Annotated in this window: 21 protein-coding genes, 1 tRNA gene and 1 pseudogene; 11 read left to right on the forward strand and 12 right to left on the reverse strand. The window is 61.9% G+C overall.

The features are described 5' to 3' along the window. Window positions 1-7 precede the first annotated feature (7 nt). Window positions 8-1636, forward strand: coding sequence for a long-chain fatty acid--CoA ligase (locus ACGYLX_RS04515; protein WP_168612949.1), 1629 nt, complete (start codon window positions 8-10; stop codon window positions 1634-1636). A gap of 42 nt (window positions 1637-1678) precedes the next feature. On the opposite strand, the gene ACGYLX_RS04520 is transcribed toward ACGYLX_RS04515, so the two are convergent. From ACGYLX_RS04520 to ACGYLX_RS04535, 4 genes are all read right to left on the reverse strand, one after another. After that, complete coding sequence (locus ACGYLX_RS04520; RefSeq protein WP_394447569.1) at window positions 1679-3556, reverse strand: ATP-binding protein; 1878 nt, start codon at window positions 3554-3556, stop codon at window positions 1679-1681. Window positions 3557-3930: 374 nt separating this feature from the next. Continuing rightward, window positions 3931-4004: transfer RNA gene (locus ACGYLX_RS04525), tRNA-Gly, on the reverse strand. Window positions 4005-4045: 41 nt separating this feature from the next. Beyond that, window positions 4046-4891 (reverse strand): methyltransferase domain-containing protein, encoded by an 846-nt coding sequence (locus ACGYLX_RS04530; protein WP_394447571.1) that lies wholly within the window; start codon window positions 4889-4891, stop codon window positions 4046-4048. Then, a complete protein-coding gene (locus ACGYLX_RS04535) occupies window positions 4891-6939 on the reverse strand; it encodes an ASKHA domain-containing protein (RefSeq protein ID WP_394447573.1) in 2049 nt (682 codons plus the stop codon). Before ACGYLX_RS04535 ends, ACGYLX_RS04530 begins: the two co-directional genes overlap by 1 nt. Window positions 6940-7130: 191 nt before the next feature. Here ACGYLX_RS04535 and guaB point away from each other — a divergent pair, with 191 nt between their 5' ends. The 3 genes and pseudogenes from guaB (at window position 7131) to ACGYLX_RS04550 (ending at window position 12197) form a co-directional block, all read left to right on the forward strand. Continuing rightward, window positions 7131-8579: an IMP dehydrogenase gene (gene guaB / locus ACGYLX_RS04540; RefSeq protein WP_394447574.1), complete on the forward strand. Its 1449-nt coding sequence runs from the start codon at window positions 7131-7133 to the stop codon at window positions 8577-8579. A 48-nt stretch (window positions 8580-8627) separates the two neighbouring features. After that, window positions 8628-9788, forward strand: coding sequence for an RsmB/NOP family class I SAM-dependent RNA methyltransferase (locus ACGYLX_RS04545; protein WP_394447576.1), 1161 nt, complete (start codon window positions 8628-8630; stop codon window positions 9786-9788). A gap of 175 nt (window positions 9789-9963) precedes the next feature. Beyond that, window positions 9964-12197 (forward strand): annotated as a pseudogene (locus ACGYLX_RS04550) (ATP-binding protein). An 18-nt stretch (window positions 12198-12215) separates the two neighbouring features. Here ACGYLX_RS04550 and ACGYLX_RS04555 read toward each other — a convergent pair. Beyond that, on the reverse strand, window positions 12216-12809 hold the full coding sequence (locus ACGYLX_RS04555; protein ID WP_394448089.1) for a gamma-glutamyl kinase: 594 nt from the start codon (window positions 12807-12809) through the stop codon (window positions 12216-12218). Window positions 12810-13012: 203 nt separating this feature from the next. On the opposite strand from ACGYLX_RS04555, the gene recA reads away from it, so the two are divergent. The 4 genes from recA to ACGYLX_RS04575 all read left to right on the forward strand — a co-directional run bounded on the left by recA (window position 13013) and on the right by ACGYLX_RS04575 (window position 17980). Next, window positions 13013-14083 (forward strand): recombinase RecA, encoded by a 1071-nt coding sequence (gene recA / locus ACGYLX_RS04560; RefSeq protein WP_067261794.1) that lies wholly within the window; start codon window positions 13013-13015, stop codon window positions 14081-14083. A 135-nt stretch (window positions 14084-14218) separates the two neighbouring features. Next, window positions 14219-16876: an alanine--tRNA ligase gene (gene alaS / locus ACGYLX_RS04565; RefSeq protein WP_394447578.1), complete on the forward strand. Its 2658-nt coding sequence runs from the start codon at window positions 14219-14221 to the stop codon at window positions 16874-16876. Between the two features lie 5 nt (window positions 16877-16881). Next, entirely contained in the window at window positions 16882-17169 is a 288-nt protein-coding gene (locus tag ACGYLX_RS04570) for a DUF1330 domain-containing protein (protein WP_394417440.1), read from the forward strand. A gap of 85 nt (window positions 17170-17254) precedes the next feature. Next, window positions 17255-17980: a phosphatase PAP2 family protein gene (locus tag ACGYLX_RS04575; protein ID WP_394447579.1), complete on the forward strand. Its 726-nt coding sequence runs from the start codon at window positions 17255-17257 to the stop codon at window positions 17978-17980. Between the two features lie 84 nt (window positions 17981-18064). On the opposite strand, the gene typA is transcribed toward ACGYLX_RS04575, so the two are convergent. From typA to ACGYLX_RS04590, 3 genes are all read right to left on the reverse strand, one after another. Further along, window positions 18065-19882, reverse strand: a complete 1818-nt coding sequence (gene typA / locus ACGYLX_RS04580; protein ID WP_209218798.1) for a translational GTPase TypA — start codon at window positions 19880-19882, stop codon at window positions 18065-18067. Between the two features lie 146 nt (window positions 19883-20028). Next, window positions 20029-20358, reverse strand: coding sequence for a DMT family transporter (locus ACGYLX_RS04585; protein ID WP_394447581.1), 330 nt, complete (start codon window positions 20356-20358; stop codon window positions 20029-20031). An 11-nt stretch (window positions 20359-20369) separates the two neighbouring features. Next, a complete protein-coding gene (locus tag ACGYLX_RS04590) occupies window positions 20370-20828 on the reverse strand; it encodes an Lrp/AsnC family transcriptional regulator (protein WP_394447583.1) in 459 nt (152 codons plus the stop codon). 115 nt (window positions 20829-20943) lie between these two features. Here ACGYLX_RS04590 and ACGYLX_RS04595 point away from each other — a divergent pair, with 115 nt between their 5' ends. Then, window positions 20944-21150: a DUF6356 family protein gene (locus ACGYLX_RS04595; RefSeq protein WP_067262973.1), complete on the forward strand. Its 207-nt coding sequence runs from the start codon at window positions 20944-20946 to the stop codon at window positions 21148-21150. Window positions 21151-21462: 312 nt separating this feature from the next. Here the strand turns inward: ACGYLX_RS04595 and ACGYLX_RS04600 are convergent, their stop codons facing one another. The 4 genes from ACGYLX_RS04600 to ACGYLX_RS04615 form a co-directional block, all read right to left on the reverse strand. Continuing rightward, entirely contained in the window at window positions 21463-22677 is a 1215-nt protein-coding gene (locus ACGYLX_RS04600) for an NADP-dependent isocitrate dehydrogenase (RefSeq protein WP_394447585.1), read from the reverse strand. Window positions 22678-22773: 96 nt separating this feature from the next. Next, window positions 22774-23358, reverse strand: coding sequence for an HD family hydrolase (locus tag ACGYLX_RS04605; protein ID WP_394447587.1), 585 nt, complete (start codon window positions 23356-23358; stop codon window positions 22774-22776). Next, on the reverse strand, window positions 23355-23591 hold the full coding sequence (locus ACGYLX_RS04610) for a hypothetical protein (protein WP_394447588.1): 237 nt from the start codon (window positions 23589-23591) through the stop codon (window positions 23355-23357). Before ACGYLX_RS04610 ends, ACGYLX_RS04605 begins: the two co-directional genes overlap by 4 nt. Beyond that, a complete protein-coding gene (locus ACGYLX_RS04615) occupies window positions 23591-24244 on the reverse strand; it encodes an alpha/beta hydrolase (RefSeq protein ID WP_067262961.1) in 654 nt (217 codons plus the stop codon). The genes ACGYLX_RS04610 and ACGYLX_RS04615 overlap by 1 nt, the downstream gene beginning before the upstream one ends. A gap of 172 nt (window positions 24245-24416) precedes the next feature. Between ACGYLX_RS04615 and ACGYLX_RS04620 the strand changes: the two genes are divergently transcribed. Both ACGYLX_RS04620 and ACGYLX_RS04625 read left to right on the forward strand, forming a co-directional pair. Further along, complete coding sequence (locus ACGYLX_RS04620) at window positions 24417-24878, forward strand: Rrf2 family transcriptional regulator (RefSeq protein ID WP_067262959.1); 462 nt, start codon at window positions 24417-24419, stop codon at window positions 24876-24878. Between the two features lie 113 nt (window positions 24879-24991). Further along, a complete protein-coding gene (locus ACGYLX_RS04625) occupies window positions 24992-26092 on the forward strand; it encodes a cysteine desulfurase family protein (RefSeq protein ID WP_394447590.1) in 1101 nt (366 codons plus the stop codon). The last annotated feature ends 2 nt before the right edge of the window (window positions 26093-26094 follow it).

Here is a 26094-nt window from a genome sequence, read left to right on the forward strand (position 1 = left end):
ATCCCCTATGCTTGGCCAGATGATGACGCAGCCGCTGCTGATCTCAAGCCTGATTTCCCATGCCGAACGCTATCACCCCGAGGGGGATATTATTTCGGTTTCGACCACGGGCGGGGTTGAAGAGACGAACTGGGGGCAGGTGGCCGAGAATGCGCGGCGTTTGGGCGCGGCCTTGACCGATCTGGGGCTGTCGCCGCAAGCGCGTTGCGGGACCATCGCATGGAACAATCGGCGGCATCTGGAGATCTACTTCGGCACCTCCGGCGCGGGCTTTGTCTGCCATACGATCAACCCGCGGCTCTTTGCCGATCAGCTTGTCTATATCCTCAACCATGCCGCGGATGAGGTGCTGTTCATCGACAAGACCTTCGTCCCGCTCGTCGCCGCGATCCGCGACAAGCTTGAGCATCTCAAGCACCTCGTCCTGATGTCCGGCCCCGATGCCGAGGCCGCTGAGGCGCTGCCGGGGTTGGTCTTCTACGACGAATTGGTGGCTTCGGGCGATCCCGGGTTCGACTGGCCCGATCTGGATGAGAACACGGCGTCGAGTCTGTGCTACACCTCTGGCACCACGGGCAATCCCAAGGGCGTGCTCTATTCCCACCGCTCGACCGTGCTGCATTCCTTTGGCATCAACATGGCCGACAGCATCGCGATCTCCGCGCGGGACATCGTGATGGCCGTGGTGCCGATGTTCCATGTCAACGCTTGGGGCTGCCCCTATGCCAGTGCCATGACCGGCGCGCGGATGGTGTTGCCGGGGCCGAACCTCGATGGGGCGTCGCTGGTTGGGCTGATCGACACCTACCGCGTTTCCTTGGCGCTTGGCGTGCCGACGATCTGGCAAGGGCTCTTGGCGGCGGCAAAGAAATCCGGCAGCGAACTGCCCAGCCTAGAGCGTACCGTGGTCGGCGGTTCGGCCTGTCCGCCGTCGATGATCAAGACCTTCCGCGAAGACTATGGGGTGGAGACCATCCACGCTTGGGGCATGACCGAGATGTCGCCGGTGGGCAGCGTCAACAAGCCCTTGGCGAAACACGGTGAATTGCCCGAAGACGCCCAGCACAAGCTGCGCGAGAACCAAGGCCGCCCGGTCTTTGGCGTCGAACTTGAGATCTGGGATGACGCAGGCAAACCGCTGCCCCATGACGGAGAGGCCCAAGGTGCGCTGGTCACCCGCGGGCATTGGATTTTGGATGCCTACTACCAATCCGACCGGGACAGCACCCTGCGCGATGGCTGGTTCGACACCGGCGATATCGCGACGATGGACGCCGACGGCTATATCACCATCCGCGACCGCGCCAAGGATATCATCAAGTCGGGCGGCGAATGGATCAGTTCGGTTGAGTTAGAGAATATCGCCATTGCCCATCCCGATCTGGCCGACGCCGCTGTCATCGGGGCCACCCATCCCAAATGGGACGAGCGCCCGGTTCTGGTCGCGGTAAAGGCCGAAGGGGCCGATCCGTCAGAGGCGGATATCCTCAAGGTTTTCGAGGATCAGATCGCCAAATGGCAGGTGCCGGACAGGGTGGTCTTCGCCGAGGCACTGCCGCGCAACGCGACGGGCAAAGTGCTGAAACGCGATCTGCGGGACCGCTTTGGCGATGTACTGATGCAGGGCGAGAGCTAAGATAATCCGCCCCGGTCCGCTTTGGGCCGGGGCGATTTACCGTCAAGCCGATCGGCGCATCTCGCTATCGGCCACGGGGCGGGGCAGGGTCAGCCGGAAGGTGCTGCCCACGTCGACTTTGCTTTCCAGCGACAGGCTGCCGCCATGCAGGCTGGCCAGTTGCTCGGCAATGGCAAGGCCCAATCCCAAGCCGCCGTTCTCACGCGACATTGAGCCGTCAACCTGCTGAAACCGCAGGAAAACCCGCTCGAGATTGTTCTCGGAAATACCGCAGCCCGTGTCGGAGACCGAGAAGGTGATCTCTTCGTCATCCTGCTGCATCTGCAGATGAATATTGCCGCTGCGGGTGAATTTGATCGCGTTTGAAATCAGGTTGTAAAGGATCTGCCGCAGGCGCACCGGATCCGCATTGGCAAGGGCCGTGCCATTGTCCTCATAGGTCAGCGTCAGCCCCTTGGCCTCGGCATCCGGGCGAAGGTCTTCGGCGACGGAGCGGGCGATCTCGCTGGTTTCGATCTCTTGAAGATCAAGCTCCATCTTGCCGCGCGCGACCTTGGTCCAATCCAACAGGTCTTCGACAAGGCGCAGCATATGTTTTGACGACCCCGCGATGCCGCCCGCTTGGTCAGAGACGAAGTTCTGGAACTCATCGACGCTGTGGCGAATGTCGGGCGTGGCATTGGCGCTGTTGTTCAGCGCGGTCTGCAAACGCCGGGCTTGGGGCAGCTTCTCGGCATGTTGCAAGAAGGTCGCCCGGCCCGAGATCACGGTCAACGGCGTGCGCAGCTCGTGGCTGACGTTGTTCAAGAACTCGGTCTTTTCGCGGTCCGCCGCCTTGGCCGCGTCGAGCGCGCGTTTCTCGGCCGTCACATCGGTCCAGATGCCCACAGTATAGCCATGCGGCGTGCGCGATTCCGTCACTTTGAGCCAGAAGTTATCCGAGACCTCAAGAATGAAGGCGCCGGTCGGGTTGCGGAACCGGGCGAGACGTTTGGCGATCCAAGCCTCACGCTCCTCGACCTCTTCAGGGTGCTGATGGCGGGCGACCCAATGGCGCAACAGCTCTTCGATGGTTTTGCCGGGGATCAGAAGGTCAGCGATTTCAGGGTGATACTCCAGAAACTTGCTGTTGACGGTGACAAGGCGTTCTTTCTCGTCAAAGGCGATGAACCCCTCTTGGATCGAGCCGATCCCTTCGGCCAAAAGCGCATGGGCCTCTTGCTTTTTCAGTGTCACCCGGCGGAACGCCCAGAGCCCCGCCATCAGCGCGATGGTCGCGATCAGGGCGAAGGCCACGAGGTAGGGGCTTTGCGGGGCATAGGGGGGCAGGCCGTTGGCGGGGCTGGCCGTGGCCTCCCATGTCTTGCCCAAAAGCTCGAACCGGGTGCGCACGGGGGCTGTGGGGTCGACCCCCGCAGGCTCAATCTCAGGCGGCATGACGCCCGTGGGAAAGGCGCGGAGGCTATAGATGTAGTCGGCGGCCTGATGCGGGTTTTGATGCGGCTCGAACAGCCGGTCGGGCTGGAAGACGATGGACATCACCCCCCAAAAACGCGGCGCGCCCAGGCCGATGGGGCGCTCGAACACCGGGTAGTGCATGATATAGCCCTTGCCGCCTTGAACGAGGTTCAGCGGCCCTTCGATGGTCGGGCTTTGGCGGCGGTAGGCATTGGCGACGCCGGAAAGCTGCGTCGGGATGTTCTTGTATTCCAGGCCAATCGTCTCGCCATTCTGGGTCTTGGGATAGCTATGGGTGATCTTCAGGTCCGGGGCGAGGGCGAAGGCCTGAATGCCGGGATTCCGGTCGCGCAACTCCTTGACCAGCAGTTCGATCTTTTTGTCTTTGAAGGCCTCGCCGGAGAGCAGGATATTCTCGATGTTCTTAGTGACCAGAATGGTCTCTTGGAACTGATGCTGCACCTGATTGCTGACTTCATGCAGTGTTTGCCGGGCATCTTGACGGATGCTGGCGATATGCTGCTCGTAATCCAGTTTGACGATCGAATAGCTGATGCCGGCGACACATCACAGTACGATGAAATTGACGATGATATACGCCTTGGATGTCGCGTAGTCCCGAAACGCGTTTGCCACGCTTTTTTCCTTTGCCTCAATGCGCATCCGACATCGTTGGGCCATTTGCGCGTAAGTTACTTCCCTGTTGGTTGCTACTTTTGCGGGCAATCATGGCGAAATTCGGACCAGATTAGGCTTTTCATGGGTGTGACCTTGGGGAACCCTGCGGGGCCTGTGTGGGGCCATGTGGCGGGATCACAAAGGCGGAGGGGGGAGCGTGGAGCGGGTAACGAGAATCGAACTCGTAACTAAAGCTTGGGAAGCTGCCGTGATACCTTTTCACCATACCCGCGCGCTGAGGGTCAGATAATCGGCGCGCGGGGGAAGGTCAAGTCAGGGTTTCGTCGCAGTGACGAAATTGATTTCGGCAGGCAGGCGCAGGGGGCCGTCTTTCGCATAGGGGCGCAGAGCTTCGGCGATGGTTTGCCGAAGTTCCTCGACCTGTGCCGGGGCTGCCTCGAAATGATTAACTGCGCCGCTGGCCGGGCCGATGTCGCACATCTGCTGGGCAAGGTCATCGACCGTGCCCGCGGGGGTGAGGTCAAGCCGTGTCACCTTGCAGGCGATATCGACAAATCCCGCCTCGGCGAGGATCGATACCACGCGTTCGGGATCGCGAAAGGCGAAAGGTCCGGGGCCGTCGGGATCGCTTTTCGGCATGGCCCCGATGGTGGCTCGGGCCGCGCGGGCGGGCAGGGTGAAGAAAGGGTTCTCGGGGATTTGCCCCCACGCGGCAAAGCTGAGCTTCGCGCCGGGGCTGAGTTGCGCGGCCATACGCATAAAGCTCAGCACCGGATCGGCGAAGAACATCACGCCAAAGCGCGAGATCAGCCGGTCATAGGGAGGGGAAAGCGCTAGCGTCGTTGCATCACCGTGGTGAAAGGCGACATGGGGCAGGGCGGCGGCCCGTTGCCGCGCGAGGTCGAGCAGCGGGGCAGAGACATCGACGCCCAGCACCGCGCCCGCAGCGCCCACCGCCTCGGCGGCGGCGAGACAGCCCGCCCCCGCGCCGCAGCCGATGTCGAGCACCCTCAGCCCCGGCGCCAGTTCGGCGCGCGCCAGCACGCCATCCAGCACAGGCTGCATCAGAATGTCCAACTCAGCCTGCCGCACGGCCCATCTCTGCCCCGCAGAGGCGCTCCAGAATTCGACCTGATCGCTGTTGTCCGAGGCAGTCATCACGTCGCCTTTCTTCTGCGCCGACGGCCGCCGCGTTCGCTTTCGCCGCTGCCGCCGGTGTTGAAGGTCACCTCCGGCAGGGCGACGAGGCTGTTGAGGATGGGGAAAGGCTCTACCGCGTTGGGGATGGCAGAAGCATTGACGAAATGCTCTTGAAAGCGCGGTTCGACGGCGGTTTCGATCTTGTGGATCGCGCCCACGGTCGCCTCGATCTCGGCCCGGGCCTCGGTATTGAGCAGGGCGATCCGGGCGCCGGTGCCTGCGGCATTGCCCGCGCTGGTGACTTTGTCGAGCGGCGCGTCGGGGATCATGCCCAGCACCATCGCGTGTTTGGGGCTGATATGCGCGCCAAAGGCCCCCGCCAACACCACGCGGTCGACCTTGTCGACGCCGAATTTGTCCATCAGCAGCCGCGCGCCGGAATAGAGCGCGGCCTTGGCCATCTGGATTTCGCGAATGTCGCGGTTGGTCACCGTGATCTTGGGCCCGCCCTTTTCGGTGCCGTCATAGACCAGATAGCTGTTGGTGCGCCCATCTGCAAAGACCGAGGCCGAGCCTGTTTGCGCGGCACTGCCGATCAAGCCGGGGGCGTCGACGATGCCGTGAATGCGCATTTCAGCGACCATTTCGATAATGCCCGATCCGCAGATGCCGGTGACGCCGGTGCTGGCCACGGCTTCCTCAAAGCCCTCTTCGTCTGACCACAGGTCACAGCCGATCACCTTGAACCGTGCTACCTTTGTCTCGGGGTCGATCTCTACCCGTTCGATCGCCCCCGGTGCCGCCCGTTGGCCCGAGCTGATCTGCGCCCCCTCAAACGCGGGCCCGGTGGGAGAGGAACAGGCCAGCACCTTTTCCTTATTGCCCAGCAGGATCTCCGCGTTGGTGCCCACATCGACCACCAGCATCAACTCGTCGGACTTCTCAGGCGCCTCTGACAGGGCGACGGCGGCGGCATCCGCGCCGACATGGCCCGCGATGCAGGGCAGCAGGTAGACACGGGCCGAGGGGTGGATGTTCAGGTCCAAATCCTCGGCCCGCAGACGCAGCGCGCCGGAGGTCGCAAGCGCGAAGGGTGCTTGGCCGAGCTCGAAGGGGTCGATGCCCAGCAGCAGGTGGTGCATCACCGGGTTGCAGACGAAGACCGCGTCGACGATCAGATCGGGCGCGACATTCCCCTCGGCGGCGATCTGGGTGAAAAGCGTCGCCATCCCTTCGCGCACCGCGCGGGTCATCTCCTGCGCGCCGTCGGGGTTCATCATGGAATAGCTGACGCGGCTCATCAGGTCTTCGCCGAAACGGATCTGCGGGTTCATCACACCGGAAGAGGCCATGACCTCACCGGTTTGCAGATCGCACAGATGCGCCGCGATGGTGGTGGAGCCGAGATCGACCGCCAGACCATAGACAGTGCCCTCGTAATACCCCGGCCAGATGTTCATGATCCGCGCGGCGTTTTCCTGATCGCCGAGATGCACAGCGACGGTGACTTTCCAATCGCCCTTGCGCAGGACCGGCTGCATCATTTGCAGGATGTGCAGATCGGCGGTGACTTTCTCCAGCTCCCACTGCTCGGCCAGCGCGGCCCTGAGACGTTCCAGATCGCCCGAGGGTTCGTGCATGTCGGGCTCCGTCACCTCGACGTAGAAGAGTTTGACCGACGGGTTCAGCACAATCTCCCGCGCCTCGGCGCGTTTGCGCACGACCTGTTTGTGCACTTGGCTCTCTGGCGGCACGTCGATCACCACATCGCCCTGCACCGTGGCCTGACAGCCCAGACGGCGGCCCTCTTTCAGGCCGCGCTTTTCGTCATAGCGTTCCTCGACCGCGTTCCATGGGCTCAGCGCATCGGGCGCGACGGTCACCCCATGTTTCGAGAACTGCCCATACCCCGGCGAGACCTGACATTTTGAACAGATGCCGCGCCCGCCGCAGACCGAGTCCAGATCGACACCCAATTGCCGCGCGGCGGTCAGCACCGGGGTGCCTTTGGGAAAGCGCCCTCTCTTGCCGGAGGGCGTGAAAATCACGAGGGGGTCACTGCTCATCGGGGCCGTCCTTTGTTTCTTTGCGACAGCATAGCGTGCCGCGCGGCGGGGGAAAGATGCGGGGCGGCAATTCGTGCCGCGCCCGCGTCATTCCCCGTCTGTGGCTTACGCGGGGGAATAGGTCTTTCCAATCCCGGCCATCCGTGAAATAGGAAACCGCCAAATGAACCCATCCAGACCCGAGGTGTTAAATGGAGATTCGTGAGGCCCTGACCTTTGATGACGTCCTGCTGGTTCCCGCAGCGTCTTCTGTGTTGCCGTCCACCGCAGACACGCGAACCCGCGTCACGCAGAGCATCGCGCTCAATATCCCGCTGCTCAGCTCGGCCATGGATACGGTGACCGAAAGCCGCATGGCCATTGCACTGGCGCAGGCCGGGGGCATGGGGGTGGTGCACCGGAACCTCACGATCGAAGAACAGGCCCGCGAAGTGCGTCGGGTGAAACGCTTTGAGTCCGGCATCGTTTACAACCCGATCACCCTGCGCCCCGACCAGACGCTGGCGGATGCCAAGGACCTGCAAGAACGCTACCGCGTGACCGGCTTCCCGGTTGTAGACGAAAATGGCCGCGTGCTGGGCATCGTGACCAACCGCGACATGCGTTTTGCCTCCGACGACCGCACGCCGGTCTCGGTCATGATGACCTCTGAACGGCTGGCGATCCTGCAAGAGCCTGCGGACCGGGACGAGGCGATCAGCCTGATGAAATCGCGCCGGATCGAGAAACTGTTGGTCACGGATGCCAGCGGCAAGCTCACCGGGCTGCTGACCCTGCGTGACACCGAACAGGCTGTGCTGAACCCCACCGCCTGCAAAGATGATCTAGGCCGCTTGCGTGTCGCTGCGGCGACGACAGTGGGCGAAGCGGGCTTCGAGCGCTCCGAAGCACTGGTCGATGCGGGCGTCGATATGATCGTGATCGACACCGCCCATGGCCATTCCGAAGGCGTGGCCCATGCGGTGACCCGGGCCAAGAAACAGTTCGGCGATGTGCAGGTCGTCGCGGGCAATGTGGCCACCGGTGACGCCACCCGCGCGCTGATCGACGCGGGCGCCGATGCGGTCAAGGTCGGCATCGGGCCGGGCTCAATCTGCACCACGCGGATGGTGGCGGGCGTGGGCGTGCCGCAATTGACCGCGATCATGGACTGCGTGGCCGCTGCGGGCGACGTGCCGATCATCGCCGATGGCGGCATCAAGTTCTCCGGCGATTTCGCCAAGGCGATTGCCGCAGGTGCCTCCTGCGCCATGGTCGGCAGCATGATCGCCGGCACCGACGAAAGCCCCGGCGAAGTCGTTCTTTATCAAGGCCGTAGCTTCAAAAGCTACCGTGGAATGGGCAGCATGGGCGCCATGGCGCGCGGCTCGGCAGACCGGTATTTCCAGAAAGACGCCGCTTCTGACAAACTGGTGCCCGAGGGGATCGAAGGTCAGGTGCCTTACAAGGGCAGCGCGGGCAATGTGCTGCACCAATTGGTCGGCGGTCTGCGCGCGGCCATGGGCTATACCGGTTGCGCCACGGTCGATGAGATGCGCCGCAACTGCAACTTCGTGAAGATCACCGGCGCGGGGCTGAAGGAAAGCCATGTCCACGACGTGCAGATCACCCGCGAAAGCCCGAATTACCGTATCGGTTAACCCATAAAGCAACGGCCCGAGGGCCGTTCGTTGCAAAAGGAAGATGCCATGATCCCCGGCGCGCGCGTATCCGCTGCGATAGAAGTATTGGACGCAATTGCCGGGGGTCTGGCCGCCGAACAGGCGCTGACCCGATGGGCGCGTCAGAGCCGTTTCGCGGGCTCCAAAGACCGTGCCGCCGTGCGCGATCATGTGTTCGACGTGCTGCGCCAGAAACGCAGCGCGGCACATTACGGCAGAGGGGAGACGGGCCGCGCGCTGATGATCGGTGTGCTGCACGGGCAGGGTGGCGACCTTGACGCGCTCTTCTCAGGGGCGGGCCATGCGCCCGCGGCGCTGTCCGAGGCTGAACGGGCTTTCCCGCCGGCGCCGGATGACCGCGCGACGCGGCTGAACCTGCCCGATTGGCTACTCCCCCTGTTCGATACGGCGCTCGGGGAGAATGCGGATGCCGCGGCCCTCGCGCTTCAAGAGCGCGGGCCGATCTGCCTGCGGGTTAACACGGCGCGGATCGCCGTGCCCGCGGCGCAAGAACTGCTGGCCGAAGAGGGTGTCCAAACCCGCGCAAACCCGCTTGCCGAAGCCGCGCTGACCGTGACTGAAGGCGCGCGCCGCATCCGAAATTCCGCCGCCTTCACCGACGGTTACGTCGAATTGCAAGACGCAGCGAGCCAAGCTGTCGTCGCCGCTTTGCCTTCGGGGGGCCGGGTGCTCGACTACTGCGCCGGCGGCGGCGGCAAAGCGCTTGCTCTGGCCATGGACCTCGCGCGCGAGATCACGGCACACGACATTGACCCCCGCAGAATGAGTGACCTTCCCCCCCGCGCCGATCGCGCGGGCGTCGCGATTTCCCTGGCCGATACCGAAGAGGCCAAGGCGGGCGCCCCCTATGATCTCGTCCTCTGCGATGCCCCCTGTTCCGGCTCGGGCGCATGGCGCCGCGCGGCGGAGGGGAAATGGACCCTGACCCCCGAGCGCTTGACCGATCTGACCACCATTCAGGACCAGATTCTCGATACAGCAGCAGGACTTACCGCACGCGACGGAGTCTTGGCCTATGCCACTTGCTCCCTGTTGCGAGAGGAGAACGAGGCGCGGGTCGAGGCTTTTCTGGACCGCCACCCCGAGTGGCGAGTCGCCCGCATGGACCGCTATGACGTAACCCCCGATGGCGACGGATTCTTTTCAGCACAGTTGACGCGCGAGTAAATTTACCCATAATCAACCAATGCGTGCAAACCGATTTCGGTTAAAGCCTGCTTAACCTCTGTCGCACGTAATAGTCGTATGATTCGGTTGTTAGGGGATGTGCGTGCAGCAGGGCGTTGGGCATTCAGGAATTGGGGGGCAGGCGGGCCTCAGGCGGCTTTGGCTGCTTGTGGTGATGGCTCTTGCCGCTGGCGCGCTTGCGATGCGCAGCACTGATGCGACGTTGCAGCTTGCCCTTGCCGCGTCGGCGGCCACATTGGTTTTTACTTCAACTGGTTACATCGTCTTTCTTCTATGGGATAGGGGCCGGAATCGGGTCAGCGCGGATGGGGTCGCGGACTTCATCGCAAAAGACGCCGCACCGAGTTTCATCGCCACTTCCGATCGGCAAGTCATTTACCGCAACGAGGCGGCTCTAAAGCAGTTCGGCAAGGTCGGCGAAGAATCCCTCGCGCAGGCCTTACGAGCACATTTCGCCAATCCCGTGGGCCTTCTCTACCGTCTGCAATCACGCGCCACCGCCAGCGGCAACGCACGGGAAGAGGTGATCACCCGGTCCGGCCCCATGCGCCTATCGGTGCACCAGTTATCAGCCGACCGCCTGCTTTGGCGGATTGAAAGCGTTGCCACCCGCGAGGGCCCCCGCAGTACGCACGAAAGCATGGCCTTGCCAATGGTCATGCTGGGCCGCGGTGGGGCGATCCTTTTCATGAATGAAGCGGCCCGCATACTGGTCGGGCAACGGGTGAAGTCACTGGACCGATTGTTCAATTCCCTACCCTTAACCCCCGGAACCGTGACTGAAATCGCCACCGCAGAAGGAAACCGGCAGGTACTGGTGGCCGAGGTTGAGGCTGGCGCGAAACGCCGCGCGCTCTATCTTCTGCCGCCGCCCGAAGGGGCGGCCTCTCCCAATGAATTAGGCTGGGAAACGTTTCAAGACCTCCCCGTGCCGATGATCAAACTGCGCTCCGACGGAACGGTACTGGCCTTCAACCATATGGCGGGGAAATTGCTCGGCGTATCGCTGCGGCGCGACACCCATCTTTCGCATCTGATGGAGGGGCTCGGCCGCTCGATCTCGGATTGGCTACAAGACAGTCTGGCGGGGCGGCTGGTTCAGAAGTCCGAATTTCTCAGGCTCACCCGAACGGATCAGGAGGTCTTCGTTCAGGTTTCGCTCAACCGCATATCCGAAGCCGGCGAGGCGGCCCTCATCGCGGTGCTGCAGGACGCGACCGAACTCAAATCGCTTGAGGCACAATTCGTGCAGAGCCAGAAGATGCAGGCCATTGGACAGCTTGCCGGGGGCGTCGCGCATGACTTCAACAACCTTTTGACTGCGATTTCCGGGCATTGTGACCTCCTCTTGCTGCGGCACGATCAGGGAGACCCGGATTTCAGCGATCTGGTCCAGATCAACCAAAACGCCAATCGGGCGGCCGCGCTGGTGGGGCAACTCCTCGCCTTTTCGCGCAAACAAACCCTCCGGCCAGAGACGCTCGACATGCGCGATACCCTCGCCGATCTCACGCATTTGCTGAACCGACTGGTGGGCAAAAAGTAACGCTGACCCTTAGCCATGACCCGGTACTTGCGCCGATCCGCGCGGATAAACGCCAGTTGGAGCAGGTTTTGATGAACCTCGTCGTCAACGCCCGCGATGCCATGCCCGCCGGGGGCGAGATCCGTATCGTGACCGAGGTGACGAGCCTCGACCAACCGCTTGAAAGAGATCGGGTCAGCGTGCCAGCAGGCCGCTACGTCACGGTGCAGGTGCATGATGATGGCACGGGCATTCCGAAGGATAAGCTGCAAAAGGTGTTCGAGCCGTTCTTCACCACCAAGCGAACCGGCGAGGGCACCGGCCTTGGCCTCTCCACTGCCTACGGAATCGTCAAACAAACGGGCGGTTTCATCTTTATCGACAGTGAGTTGGGCAGGGGCACATGTTTCACCCTCTACTTCCCCGTGCTGGAGGGCCAGCCCACTGCGGTCGCGAAAAAGCCCCCGGCATCGCCGGATCAAAGCCCGCTTCAGCGGTCCGACGGGGTGATCCTTCTGGTGGAGGATGAAGCACCCGTGCGGGCCTTCGCAAGCCGCGCCTTACGGCTGCGTGGCTACACGGTGCTGGAAGCCGAATCCGCCGAAGCCGCGTTAAAGATGCTCGAAGATAAGGAGTTGGATATCGATGTATTCGTAACAGACGTCGTTATGCCCGGCATGGATGGGCCAAGCTGGGTGCGCCAAGCGCTCAAACAACGCCCGGATGTGCGGGTTGTTTTTGTCTCGGGCTATGCGGAGGATAACTTCGGTCAAGAACAGTCGAAAATTCCGAATTCTGTCTTCCTACCCAAACCCTTCTCTCTCACTGACCTGACCACAACGGTCCACAATCAGCTGCACTGAGCATCTCGCGGGGCAGGGTTATGTAATCGACTCGTAAAGCTCAAACTCCGCCGCGAACTTACGACGAAAGCGTTTTTCAACATTCGGGGAAAGCGCTAGCTCCATCTTGGGAGAGACATTCTCCTGCCCAAGGGTCAGCGTCACGTCGAGCCGCTCTTCCAAAAAGCGACGGAGCCGCGTCTGATCTTCATAGCGGAAATGATGGGTGATCCCGGTGCCGTTCGGTTGTGTCTCCATGAACTTCAACTGGCTCCCCACATCAGCGAACCCCGGCTTGTCGCCCTTCATATAGGCGAGAACGAATTCGTCGAAATTGATCCCAAAGGTGTTGTTCGGCTTACCCTTCATGAAGGGGCGCTGCCGATAGCGATACCAACTGCCCAGCCAAGAGATCGGTTCGCGCATTACCGCCATCAGCTCAAGCTCGGCATCGCAAACTTTTAGAAACATTGGTCGAATAAAGCGGTTATAGCGATAAACCGGCGCATGCTTCAGCATCGGCGGATCGGAAATCACCATATCCGCCCGCGGCGCCAGTGCTTTCTCATAGGCGGTGGTTCCGGTCTTTGGAACCGATAAAAAAGCCAGCCGTTCTTTAAAAAAAACAATCAATTGCGTCTTACCTTGGGCTGCAAGCGGCCCTTTCTGGGGTGGGTAAACCATTTCTTTACCATTCTCGCCAAAACATAAAGGACAAACAAAGTCATTGAAATGTTCCGCATTTACCCTCATATGGAACATTAGAGGAACATAAGCGACGCAGCGCGCAGGCGATTGCCGCCGGGGCGCCACTGTGACACTAAGGAATGAACCTAATGGCAACGGCAGATCTTTTGACGATGGACAGCAAGAAAACCGCAGAAAAGCAAAAGGCGCTCGACAGCGCGCTGGCCCAGATCGAACGTCAGTTCGGCAAAGGGTCGATCATGAAACTGGGGGCCGAAGGGGCGATCCAGGATATCAAAGCCAGCTCCACAGGCTCGCTTGGCCTTGATATTGCGCTTGGCATCGGCGGCTTGCCGATGGGGCGTATCATTGAGATTTATGGCCCGGAATCCTCGGGTAAGACAACGCTGACGCTGCATTGCGTGGCAGAGCAGCAGAAGGCCGGGGGCGTATGCGCCTTTGTCGACGCGGAACATGCCCTTGATCCGCAATATGCGAAAAAGCTTGGCGTGGACATTGACGAGCTGTTGATTTCCCAGCCCGACACGGGTGAACAGGCGCTGGAAATCACCGATACGTTGGTACGCTCTGGCGCGGTCAATATGGTGATCGTCGACTCCGTCGCGGCCCTGACGCCGAAATCCGAGCTTGAAGGTGAGATGGGCGACAGCAATGTTGGCGTTCAGGCCCGTTTGATGAGCCAAGCAATGCGCAAGCTCACCGGGTCGATCAGCCGGTCCAATTGTATGGTTATCTTTATCAACCAAATCCGGATGAAGATCGGCGTGATGTTCGGCTCTCCGGAGACCACCACCGGCGGTAACGCGCTGAAATTCTACTCCTCCGTCCGTCTCGACATCCGCCGGATCGGCGCCCTGAAGGACCGGGACGAAGTCGTGGGCAACGCAACGAAGGTTAAGATCGTCAAGAACAAGGTGGCGCCGCCTTTCAAACAGGTCGAATTCGATATCATGTATGGTGAAGGCATCTCCAAAATGGGGGAGTTGCTGGACCTTGGGGTGAAGGCCGGTGTGGTCGATAAATCCGGCTCATGGTTCAGCTACGGGGATGAACGGATCGGGCAGGGGCGTGAGAACGCTAAGAACTTCCTGAAACAGAACACTGCCATGGCATCGGAGATCGAAGACAAGATCCGCGCGGCCCACGGATTGGACTTTGAAGGGTCCGGGGGTGACGACGCGGATATTCTCGAAGCTTGAACCTGCTTTGACAATTTGAATTTAAGAAGGGGCGTGGCCAAAGGCTGCGCCCCTTTTTCATTGGCAGGAACGGTGGACAGCGCCGGGACTGAGGGGTATTTGGGACCGATCAAATCTGCCCCGGAAGGCCTCGCCATGAAGACGCTGAATGAAATTCGCTCAACTTTTCTGAATTATTTCGATGCGCAGGGGCATCAGATCGTGCCCTCCAGCCCGCTGGTGCCGCGCAACGACCCGACATTGATGTTCACTGCGGCCGGCATGGTCCAGTTCAAGAACCTCTTCACCGGGGTCGAGACGCGCGATTACAGCCGTGCCACATCGGCGCAGAAATGTGTGCGGGCGGGCGGCAAGCACAATGACCTCGATAATGTCGGCTATACCGCGCGGCATCACACGTTTTTCGAAATGCTCGGCAACTTCAGCTTCGGCGACTACTTCAAGGCCGAAGCGATCCCCTTTGCTTGGGACCTGCTGACCAAGGAGTTCGGCATTGACCCGAACCGCCTTTTGGTCACAGTGTACCATACCGATGAAGAAGCGGTTAAAATCTGGAAGGCCCATACCGGCCTGCCGGATGAGCGCATCATTCGCATCGCGACGGATGATAACTTCTGGTCCGCTGGCCCCACCGGCCCGTGCGGGCCCTGTACCGAGATTTTCTACGATCACGGCGATCACATTTGGGGCGGCCCTCCGGGATCGCCCGAGGAAGACGGTGACCGTTTCGTCGAGATCTGGAACCTCGTTTTCATGCAATACGAGCAGTTCGAAGACGGCACCCGCCAGCCGCTTCCCAACCAGTCGATCGATACCGGGATGGGGATCGAACGGGTGGCGGCGCTGTTGCAGGGCACGAATGACAACTATGCCACCGACCTCATGCGCAACCTGATTGAGGCGAGCGCCCATGCGTCTTCGACCGATCCCGATGGGCCGGGCAAGACCCATCACCGGGTGATCGCGGATCACCTGCGCTCGACCTCCTTCCTGATTGCCGATGGGGTGATGCCCTCCAACGAAGGCCGCGGATATGTGCTGCGCCGGATTATGCGGCGCGCCATGCGCCATGCGCATCTGCTCGGCGTTAAGGATCCCTTAATGCATCAGCTGGTACCATCCTTGGTGCAGCAGATGGGCGCGGCTTACCCTGAGTTGGGACAGGCGCAATCGCTTATCCGTGAGACTTTGCTGTTGGAGGAAACCCGTTTCCGCCAAACGTTGGATCGCGGTCTGAAGCTGCTGGATGATGAGTTGAGCGGTTTGCCCGAGGGGGCGACCCTGCCGGGGGAGGCGGCATTTAAACTTTATGATACATATGGCTTCCCACTTGATCTGACGCAGGATGCGCTGCGCGAGAAGGGTCGTGCGGTCGATACCGAGGGGTTCGACACGGCGATGGCGGCGCAGAAGGCCAAGGCCCGTGCGGCTTGGGCCGGCTCCGGCGAGGCTGCGGATGCTACCGTTTGGTTCGATGTGGCCGACAAAAGCGGCGTGACAGAGTTTCTGGGCTATGACACCGAAAGTGCTGAGGGGCAGATCGTCGCCTTGGTGCAGGGCAGTGATCAGGTCGAAACAGCCGCAGTGGGCAGCGACGTGCAGGTCGCGCTGAACCAGACACCGTTTTATGCGGAAAGCGGCGGGCAGGTCGGCGATACCGGCGTGATCCGGACGCAGACCGGTATCGTGAACGTGACCGATACGCGGAAATCGGCGGGCGTTTTCGTGCATTTCGGCCGTGTGGTCGAAGGCGAGGTGAAGCCGGGGCAGACCGCTGTTCTTGAGGTGGATCGTTTGCGGCGCGGTGCCATCCGCGCCAACCACTCGGCCACGCACTTGCTGCATGAGGCCCTGCGCAACGCGCTTGGGGACCATGTCTCGCAGCGCGGTTCGCTGAATGCGCATGATCGTCTACGGTTTGACTTCTCCCATGCCAAGGGGCTGACGCAGGAAGAGTTGAGCCAGGTCGAGCGTGAGGTGAATGATTACATTCGCCAGAACACGCCGGTTGAGACACGGATCATGACGCCAGACGATGCGCGTGCCATGGGGGCGCAGGCGCTCTTTGGTGAGAAATACGGCGACGAGGTGCGTGTCGTCTCGATGGGGCAGTTGGAAGGGTCCGGCAAGGGCAGCGACAAGTCGACCTATTCGCTGGAGCTTTGCGGCGGCACCCATGTGCGGCAGACGGGTGATATCGGCGCCTTCGTCCTTTTAGGGGATAGCGCGAGCAGCGCGGGCGTCCGCCGGATCGAAGCGCTGACCGGGACCGAGGCTTTGGCATGGCTGCGCGAGCAGGAAGCGGCGCTGAGCCGGGTCGCGGCGGAGTTGAAAACCTCGGCCAGTGACGTGCCGGAACGGGTGCGTGCATTGCTGGACGAGCGCCGCAGCTTGTCCAACGAAGTGGCGCAGCTGCGTCGTGAATTGGCGATGTCGGGCGGCGGCGCGGCTGCACCCGAAGCGCGCGAGGTGAACGGCGTGAAATTCGTAGGCCAAGTGCTGAGCGGTATCACGGGCAAAGACCTGCCGGGTCTGGTGGATGAACATAAGTCCAAGCTCGGCTCGGGCGCGGTTTTGTTGATCGCTGACACCGGCGGCAAGGCCGCAGTCGCAGGCGGTGTGACGAAGGATTTGACAGATCGCCTCTCGGCGGTCGACATGGTGAAAGCGGCGGTGGCCGAACTGGGCGGAAAGGGCGGCGGTGGCCGTCCCGACATGGCGCAGGGCGGCGGCGCTTCGGCGGAGAATGCCGAGGCGGCGATTGCTGCGGCTGAGAACGTCTTGAAAGGATAAGGCCCATGGGCGCACTTTGGATTGCACATGTCACCGTCACCGATGAGGAGGCGTATAAGAAATACGCCGCCGGCGCCACCGAGGCCATTGCGGCACATGGCGGTAAGTTCATCGCCCGCGGCGGGCGGTTCGTTCAGCTTGAGGGTAAAGAGCGGCCGCGCAACGTGGTGGCGCGTTTCCCCGATGTCGAAACGGCCGAAAAATGTTATCATTCCGATGCTTATCAAGCGGCGTTGAACCATGCGCGCGGGGCGTCGGAGCGCGAATTGATGATCGTCGAAACTGAGGAATGATCCTGAAACGCCCCGCCTGAATGACAGGCGGGGCGTCTTGCATTGCCGGGGTGGAACCTTCCAAGGGGAGGGTGGTTGATCCCTCATGAACTTCGACCGACTATCCGCTTTCGCCCAATGGTGCCGCCGCCATGTGGAGGTGACGACACTGGCCCTGATGGGGCTTTCGATCACAGCCGTTTGGACCTTGGCCGAACTGACTGAAGAGGTCGTCGAAGGCAGTACCAGCAGCCTTGACCGTGACATCTTGTTGTTCCTGCGCACGCCGGGCGACCTGTCCGATCCCATCGGCCCGTGGTGGGTGGAGGAAATTGGCCGCGATTTGACGGCGTTGGGCGGGGTCGCGGTGCTAGTACTGACGACCGTCGTCGTCTCGCTCTTTTTCCTGCTGCAACGGCGGTGGTCGACCGCGCTTTACATCCTCGCCACCGTTGGCGGGGGCATCGTGCTGAGCAGCATCGCCAAGGAGTTTTTCGACCGTCCGCGCCCCGACCTCGTGCCGCATGGCTCGCTCGTGCATACGGCAAGCTTCCCCTCGGGGCATTCGATGATGGCGGCGGTGGCTTATCTTACCCTTGGCGCGATGGTGGCGCGGGCGCAGAAACGGCGGGCGCTCAAGGTCTATACGCTGGCGGTTGTGGTCCTGCTGACGCTGCTCGTCGGGATCAGCCGGGTCTATATGGGGGTGCATTGGCCGACGGATGTGGCGGCGGGCTGGCTTGGTGGCGGGGCTTGGGCCATCCTTTGCCTGATTGCTGCGCTGAGTTTGGCGAGGCGCGGGCATATCGATCGCGAGGAAAGCGATACTTAACGCCGCGAGGTCTCCGGGGCGCGGATGTGAAAACGGCAGCGCATCGTAAAATGCGCTGCCGTTTTGCTTTTAATTTACCGTAGCTTAGCTGGCTTTTGCCATCCGCTTGCGCTCATGCGGGTCGAGGTAGCGCTTGCGCAGACGCACGGCGTTCGGGGTCACTTCGACCAGCTCGTCGTCGTCGATATAGGCAATCGCCTCTTCAAGGCTCAGCGTCATCGGCGGGGTCAGGCGCACCGCGTCATCGGTGCCCGAGGCTCGCACGTTGGTCAGCTTCTTGCCCTTCAGCGGGTTCACTTCCAGATCGTTGTCGCGGCTGTGCTCGCCGATGATCATGCCGGTGTAGACGTCCGCCTGCGCGCCGATCATCATCTTGCCGCGCTCTTCGAGGTTCCACAGCGCGTAGGCGACCGAGGTGCCGTTCTCCATCGAGATTAGCACGCCCGCGCGACGGCCCGGGATCGGACCCTTGTGCGGTGCCCAGCCGTGGAACACGCGGTTCAACACGCCGGTGCCGCGGGTGTCGGTCAGGAACTCGCCGTGATAGCCGATGAGCCCGCGCGAGGGGACATGGGCGATGATCCGGGTCTTGCCGGCGCCGGCGGGTTTCATCTCGACCAGCTCGCCCTTGCGGGTGCCGGTGATTTTCTCGATCACCGCGCCGGAGTATTCGTCATCCACGTCGATGGTGGCTTCTTCGATCGGCTCATGGCGCACGCCGTCGATCTCTTGGAACAGCACCTGCGGGCGGGAGATCGACAGCTCGAACCCTTCACGGCGCATGTTCTCGATCAACACGCCCATCTGCAATTCGCCGCGGCCTGCGACTTCGAAAGCCTCGCCGCCCGGCGTGTCGGAAATTTTGATCGCCACGTTGCTTTCGGCTTCTTTCAGCAGACGCTCGCGGATCACGCGGGATTGCACCTTTTTGCCGTCGCGGCCCGCGAGCGGGCTGTCGTTGATGCCGAAGGTCACAGTGATGGTGGGCGGGTCGATCGGCTGCGCCGGGATCGCTTCGTTCACCGAAGGATCGGCCAGCGTATCGGCCACGGTGGCCTTGGCCATGCCCGCGATAGAGACGATGTCCCCCGCTTCGGCCACGTCGATGGCGGTCTGCTCCAGCCCGCGGAAAGCGAGGATTTTGGTGGCGCGGAAGGTCTCGATCTGGGTGCCGTCGCGCGACATCGCTTTGACGGTTTGGCCCGCTTTCAGGGTGCCGGTTTCGACACGACCGGTCAGCAGGCGGCCCAGGAACGGGTCGCCGCCGAGCGTGGTGGCCAGCATGGTGAAGGGCTTGTCGGCGTTTTCGATCTGCTTGGGCGCGGGGACGTGATCGAGGATCAGGTCAAACAGCGCAGAGAGGTCTTTGCGCGGCCCGTCAAGTTCGGCATCCGCCCAGCCGGAGCGGCCCGAGGCATACATATGCGGGAATTCGAGCTGTTCGTCGGTGGCATCGAGGCTGGCGAAAAGGTCAAAACACTCATCGAGCGCGCGGTCAGGCTCGGCATCCGGCTTGTCGACCTTGTTCAGCACGACGATCGGGCGCAGGCCCAGTTTCAGCGCCTTGGAGGTCACGAATTTGGTCTGGGGCATCGGGCCTTCGGCGGCGTCCACCAGAAGGACCACGCCGTCGACCATCGACAGGATGCGCTCGACCTCGCCGCCGAAGTCAGCGTGGCCCGGCGTGTCGACGATGTTGATGCGGGTGTCGTTCCAGACGACGGAGGTTGGCTTGGCGAAGATGGTGATGCCGCGCTCACGCTCCAGATCGTTGCTGTCCATGGCGCGCTCGGTGGTCGCCTGGTTTTCACGATAGGTGCCGGATTGTTTCAGAAGCTCGTCCACCAGCGTCGTCTTGCCGTGGTCGACGTGGGCGATGATTGCGATGTTGCGCAGGTCCATTAAGTCAGCCTTTGGATAGGGGAGGGACGCGCCAACCTGAAGCTGCGCGTATAATTGCGCCGCCCATACCGCGCCCCGGCTACAATTGCTAGCCCTAATGCCGTGACGCCCCCCTTACTGCGCGAAGCTGTGCCACTGGTGCAGCCTTAATGGGTGGCGCTGTTCGAAAAGAGGTGGATGACCAGAATGCCGCTGATGATCAGGAAAAGCCCCAGAACCGCCGGCAGGTCGAGCCGCTGACCGAAGAGGACGAAGCCGATAATCGCGATCAGCACGATGCCCAGACCGGCCCAAAAGGCATAGACGATCCCAACCGGCATGACCTTCAGTGCCAGCGACATGCAGTAGAAAGAAATCATGTAGAAGACCACCACCGCCACCGAAGGCCAGAGCCGGGTGAATTGATGCGAGGCCTGTACCGCGGTCGTGCCAAGGGTTTCCGCCACCACGGCGATGATGAGCCACAGGTAATGCATCTCGGTCTTCCTCAGAGCGGGAGTTCGGTGGTTTCCTTGATCTCCTCCATCACGAAACTGGCCGAGACATCCGACAGCGGCACCCGGCGGATCAGGTCCTGATAGAGGCGATCATATCCCGCCATATCCCGAACGCGCGCCCGGATCAAATAGTCCAGATCACCGGTCATTCGGTAGACGCCGAGGATCTCGGGCATGGCTTTCGTGGCGCGGGAGAACTTCTCAAGCCAGTCGGGGGCATGGGCGTTGGTGCGGACTTGGATAAAGACGCTGAGGCCGAGGCCGAGTTTCGCCGCGTCCAAGAGCGTCACCCGGTTCTTGATCACGCCGGCCTTTTCCAGCGCCCGGATGCGGCGCCAGCAGGCATTGCGCGACAGGTGGACCGCCGCGCCAAGCGCCTCAAGGGATTGGCTGGCGTCGCGTTGCAGTTCGACCAATATGTGGCGGTCTATGTCATCAAGTGTTATCATGGCGGTAGTTTGGTGGGAAATCTTCTCGCGCACAAGCGGTTGTCGGGAGTAATTTGGGACAATGTCACAAGCAGGCTCGGCTAGGGTGGGGGAAAGGCAGAGACAGGAGTTTCCCATGATCGCACGCATCTTCCTCGACCATCCCGCCAAGGTGGATGAGACGTTCCTTGAGCATATGGCCTTCGCGCTGAAGTTTTCGGGGCTGCTGTTCGCGGCAGCTGGCGCGGCGCTCGTGCATGCGCTGATACCGTGCCTGTTCGAGAAGACGGCGAGTGGGATCATCGCGAAGCTTTACGCGCGGACGCACAACCGGGGGCAATGAGGGCCAGCGCGGCTCCAGTTTCGCAATGAGGGCCAGCGCCTGCCCGCGGGTGGGCGATTTTACGTGGCCTCGTGCCACTTTATGGCTCAGCAATGTTGTGCGTTCCGCGAGTTCACGCCCAGCCTAGCCAAATCGCCTACCCGGTCGCACCGAAGGTGCGCCCCCTTTATAGCGGCACGCCTCCGGCGTGACGGGCGGGCAGGCGATGGCCCGGCGCCTACGGCTTGATTCCGGGCCGGGTGGCAGGCGTGACCGAAAAATAGAAAAGGGCCGCATCGTGCGGCCCTCTGTCATTCCAAACATCCGACAGGCTCAGCCCGCCAGCGCCTTGTTCAGGTTCTCGTCCACCTTCTCCAAGAACCCCATCGTCGTCAGCCAGCCCTGATCCGGCCCCACCAGCAGGGCGAGGTCCTTGGTCATGAAACCTGATTCCACCGTATCCACCACGACCTTCTCCAGCGTCTCGGCGAAGTTGATCAGCGCGGTGTTCTCGTCCAGCTTGCCCCGGTGCTTCAGCCCGCCGGTCCAAGCGTAGATCGAGGCGATGGAGTTCGTCGACGTCTCCTCGCCCTTCTGGTGCTGGCGGTAATGGCGCGTGACGGTGCCATGGGCGGCCTCGGCCTCCACGATCTTGCCGTCGGGCGTCATCAGCTGCGAGGTCATCAGCCCCAGCGAGCCGAAACCCTGCGCCACGGTGTCCGACTGCACGTCGCCGTCGTAGTTCTTGCAGGCCCAGACATAGCCGCCCGACCATTTCATCGCCGATGCGACCATGTCGTCGATCAGGCGGTGCTCGTACCAGATGTTCTTTTTCTTGAAGTCCTCGGCGAATTCCGCGTCGAAAATCTCTTGGAACAGGTCTTTGAAACGCCCGTCATAGGCTTTCAGGATCGTGTTCTTGGTCGAGAGATAGACCGGCCAGCCACGGTTCAGACCGTAGTTGAAAGACGCGCGCGCGAAATCGCGGATCGAATCGTCGAGGTTGTACATCGCCATGGTGACACCGGCGGAGGGGGCGTCAAAGACCTCCTTCTCGATGGTCTCACCATCATCGCCGACGAATTTGATGGTCAGCTTGCCCTTGCCGGGGAAGCGGAAATCGGTGGCGCGGTACTGGTCGCCGAAGGCATGGCGGCCGACGACGATGGGCTGCGTCCAGCCCGGCACAAGGCGCGGCACGTTGCGACAGATGATCGGTTCGCGGAAGATCACGCCGCCGAGGATGTTGCGGATGGTGCCGTTGGGGCTGCGGTACATGCGCTTGAGGCCGAACTCCTCGACCCGCGCCTCGTCGGGCGTGATGGTGGCGCATTTCACGCCGACGCCATGTTCGCGGATCGCATGGGCCGCGTCGACGGTGATCTGGTCGTTAGTCTTGTCCCGCACTTCGATGCCGAGGTCGTAATACTTCAGGTCAACGTCAAGATAGGGCGTGATTAACTTCTTTTTAATGAAATCCCAGATGATCCGGGTCATCTCATCGCCGTCGAGTTCGACGATGGGGTTTTCTACCTTGATCTTCGACATGACGAATTCCTCTGTTTCAGGGTGCGTTTGGCCGTGCTTTAGCCTATTCTGGGCCAAAGAGAAAGATCGTATACAATGGTATGCCGAAGGCTGCGGTCAGGCGCCGACCCCGGCGAAAAAGCTGCTGATGCGGGCGCGGGCATAAGACCAAAGGGCAGGGGCGCCGGCGGCGATCTTGCGGCCGACCTTCTCTTCGATCTGCGCTTCTGAGACGTTGTAATCGGTCCAGCTTCCGCCGCCGGAGGCGAGGTTCTGCATCGGCGGCTGGAACCGGTCGAGCGATTTGGCAAAGCGGGCAGAAGGGCTTTCGGCGGCCTCGAACTCTTCCCAAATACTGCGCAGGTCATCACGCAGATCGCCGGGCAGCAGGCCAAAGATGCGGTCGGCGGCGATCTGTTCCTGCGCTTCCATCTCTGCGGCGTCATAGTCACCGAAGATCGGATTGTCGCCCGCGTCGATCTCGACAAGATCGTGCAGGATCAACATCTTGATGACGCGGTTGATGTCCACCTCCGGCCCTGCCTGATCAGCCAGCACCAGTGCATAGAGCGTCAGATGCCACGAATGTTCGGCAGAGTTTTCCGCACGGCTGGCATCGCATAGGGTGGTGCCGCGCAGCACGGTTTTCAGCTTGTCGGCCTCGTTCAGAAAGGCGATCTGCTTGTCGAGCCGTTCTGTCATGCGCCGCCCTTACCGCGATGGACGCGCAGCTTGCGCGCCAGAAAGGCGCGGGCCTTGTCATTGGCCATCCGGGTGCGAACGGCGGTGAGAAAGGCTTCTTCCAGCGTTTGCGACGAGGCGCCCAGCACCTCGCCGACTTCCATGAACAAGCGGTCTTCACCCGTCTCGGCCTGTACGGCGAGACATTCCTCGGCCAATTTATTGGCCAGTTGGGTAACGACCGCGTCCGCCATCAGCGGGTCGATTCCGTCAGGCGGCGTTTGACATAGTCGCTGGTCGAGGTGATCAGCGTGTCCATATGCGGCTCTTCAAAGAAGTGCCCGGCGCCTTCGATCTCCTGATGGGTGATCGTAATGCCCTTTTGCTCGTGCAGCTTGCTGACGAGGTTCGTGGTATCGGCGGGCGGCGCCACGCGGTCGGCGGTGCCGTTGATCACCAGACCCGAGGCCGGGCAGGGCGCGAGGAAGGAAAAGTCGTACATATTCGCAGGCGGAGAGACCGAAATGAAGCCCGTGATCTCAGGCCGACGCATCAGCAGTTGCATCCCGATCCATGCGCCAAAGGAGAACCCCGCAACCCAGCAATGCTTGGAGTTGTTGTTCATCGATTGCAGGTAATCAAGTGCGGAGGCCGCATCAGACAATTCGCCGATGCCCTGATCGTATTCGCCCTGGCTGCGGCCCACGCCACGGAAGTTGAAGCGCAACACGGTGAAACCCATGTTGTAGAACGCATAGTGCAGGTTATAGACGACCTTGTGATTCATCGTGCCGCCGAACTGCGGATGCGGATGCAGCACGATGGCAATCGGGGCGTCACGTTCTTTTTGGGGGTGGTAGCGGCCTTCAAGGCGGCCTTCGGGTCCGGGAAAAATAACCTCGGGCATGGGTATCCCTGTCTAGGGGTTCAAAGATCGCCGCGAATAGTTGACGAATTCGCTAGGCCACCTTAGAACGGTTCTAATCTGGTTCCGCGCAGTGTCGCGTGGATCAGTCTTTGGACTTAGGCATTTAAGCCGCCCACGTCAATCAAATGGCGCGGCGGGTGAGGGTGAGACGATGAAGCTATCTACCAAAGGGCGCTACGCGATGGTCGCTTTGGCCGATATTGCCCTGCAACCCGAGGGCACCTTGGTGTCTCTGGGCGACATTGCCGAGCGGCAGTCGGTCTCTTTGCCCTATCTGGAACAGTTGTTCGTCAAGCTGCGCCGGGCCGAGTTGGTGACCTCTGTCCGGGGCCCGGGCGGCGGGTATCGTTTGGCGCGTCCGGCGGCGGATATTCGCGTGGTCGATGTGCTGGCGGCGGTGGATGAGACGGTGGATGCGATGCACAAGGGGGCGGGCGCCTCGGGCGGGCTGTCGGGCAGCCGGGCACAATCGCTGACCAACCGGCTCTGGCAGGGGCTGAGCGCGCATGTCTATGTATTCCTGCACCAGACGCGCCTTTCGGATGTGGTCGAGAATGAGCTTGCCCCCTGTCCGGCGGTGCCGACCCTCTTTGCCGTGGTGGATGAGTCGTGAGGGTGGTTTTGGGCAGCGGGCGCGCTTTGGCGGCTGCGGTCTGCGCGGGTGGCGATGTGGAATTTCGGGGGCGCTGCCCCCGGACCCCCGCGGTATTTGGAAAAGGATGAAGGATGCGGGTCTACCTTGACCATAACGCGACCACGCCGCTGCGGGCGGAGGCGCGCGCGGCGATGATCGCGGCGATGGAACTGCCGGGCAACCCGTCTTCGGTCCATGCTGAGGGGCGTGCGGCCAAGGCTGTGGTCGAGCGCGCGCGGGTGCAGGTGGCGGGGCTTGTGGGCTGTGATCCGGTCGATGTGATTTTTACCTCCGGTGCGACCGAGGCGGCGGCGCTTGCGGCTGGGATGGGGGCGCAGGTTGTGACCTCAGCGGTGGAGCATGATGCGGTTCTGTCGTGGGGGCAGGCGGCGCGTTTGGGCGTCGACGGACAGGGTGTTTGGGACGGTGACCTGACCGCCGCGGCGGGGGCCGATGTGGTGGCCCTACAGGCCGCGAACAGCGAGACGGGTGTGTTGCAGCAGACCATGCCCTTAGCCCAGCAGTGTTGGGCGATGGAGAGCACGCCCTATGTGTTGGTCGATGCGGTGCAGGCGCTCGGCAAGACCCGGTTCAAAATGGCGACCTCGGGCGCGGATTTCATCCTTGTCTCCGCACATAAGCTGGGCGGGCCCAAGGGCATCGGCGCCTTGATCGTCAAACGCGGCATCGATCTGGCCGAACATGCGCTGCTGCGCGGCGGCGGGCAGGAGATGGGCCGCCGTTCGGGGACCGAGAATATCCCCGCCATCGCAGGGTTCGGCGCAGCGGCTGAGGCGGCGGCGGCGGATCTGGCTGCGGGGCGTTGGGAAGAGGTGGCAGAACAGCGTGATTTGCTGGAAGCGACCCTTGCGGATGCCGCAAGTCTGACTATTTTTGTAGGGAAAGGCGCTCAGCGCCTGCCCAACACCTCTTGTATCATCACGCCCGGCTGGAAGGGCGAGACCCAAGTGATGCAGATGGACCTTGCCGGTTTTGCCATTTCGGCGGGGTCGGCTTGTTCCAGCGGCAAGGTGCGCGCCAGTGCCGTATTGCGCGCCATGGGCTTTGATGAAACACAGGCCGCCAGCGCGATCCGGGTGTCGCTGGGCCTCGACACCACCCGGGAAGATATCCTGCGGTTCGCCACAAGCTGGACCGCCAAATTGAAAAAGCACGAAACGCGGGCCGCCTGAGC

The organism is Sulfitobacter sp. 1A13496 (assembly GCF_043557225.1).
Lineage (GTDB): Bacteria > Pseudomonadota > Alphaproteobacteria > Rhodobacterales > Rhodobacteraceae > Sulfitobacter > Sulfitobacter faviae.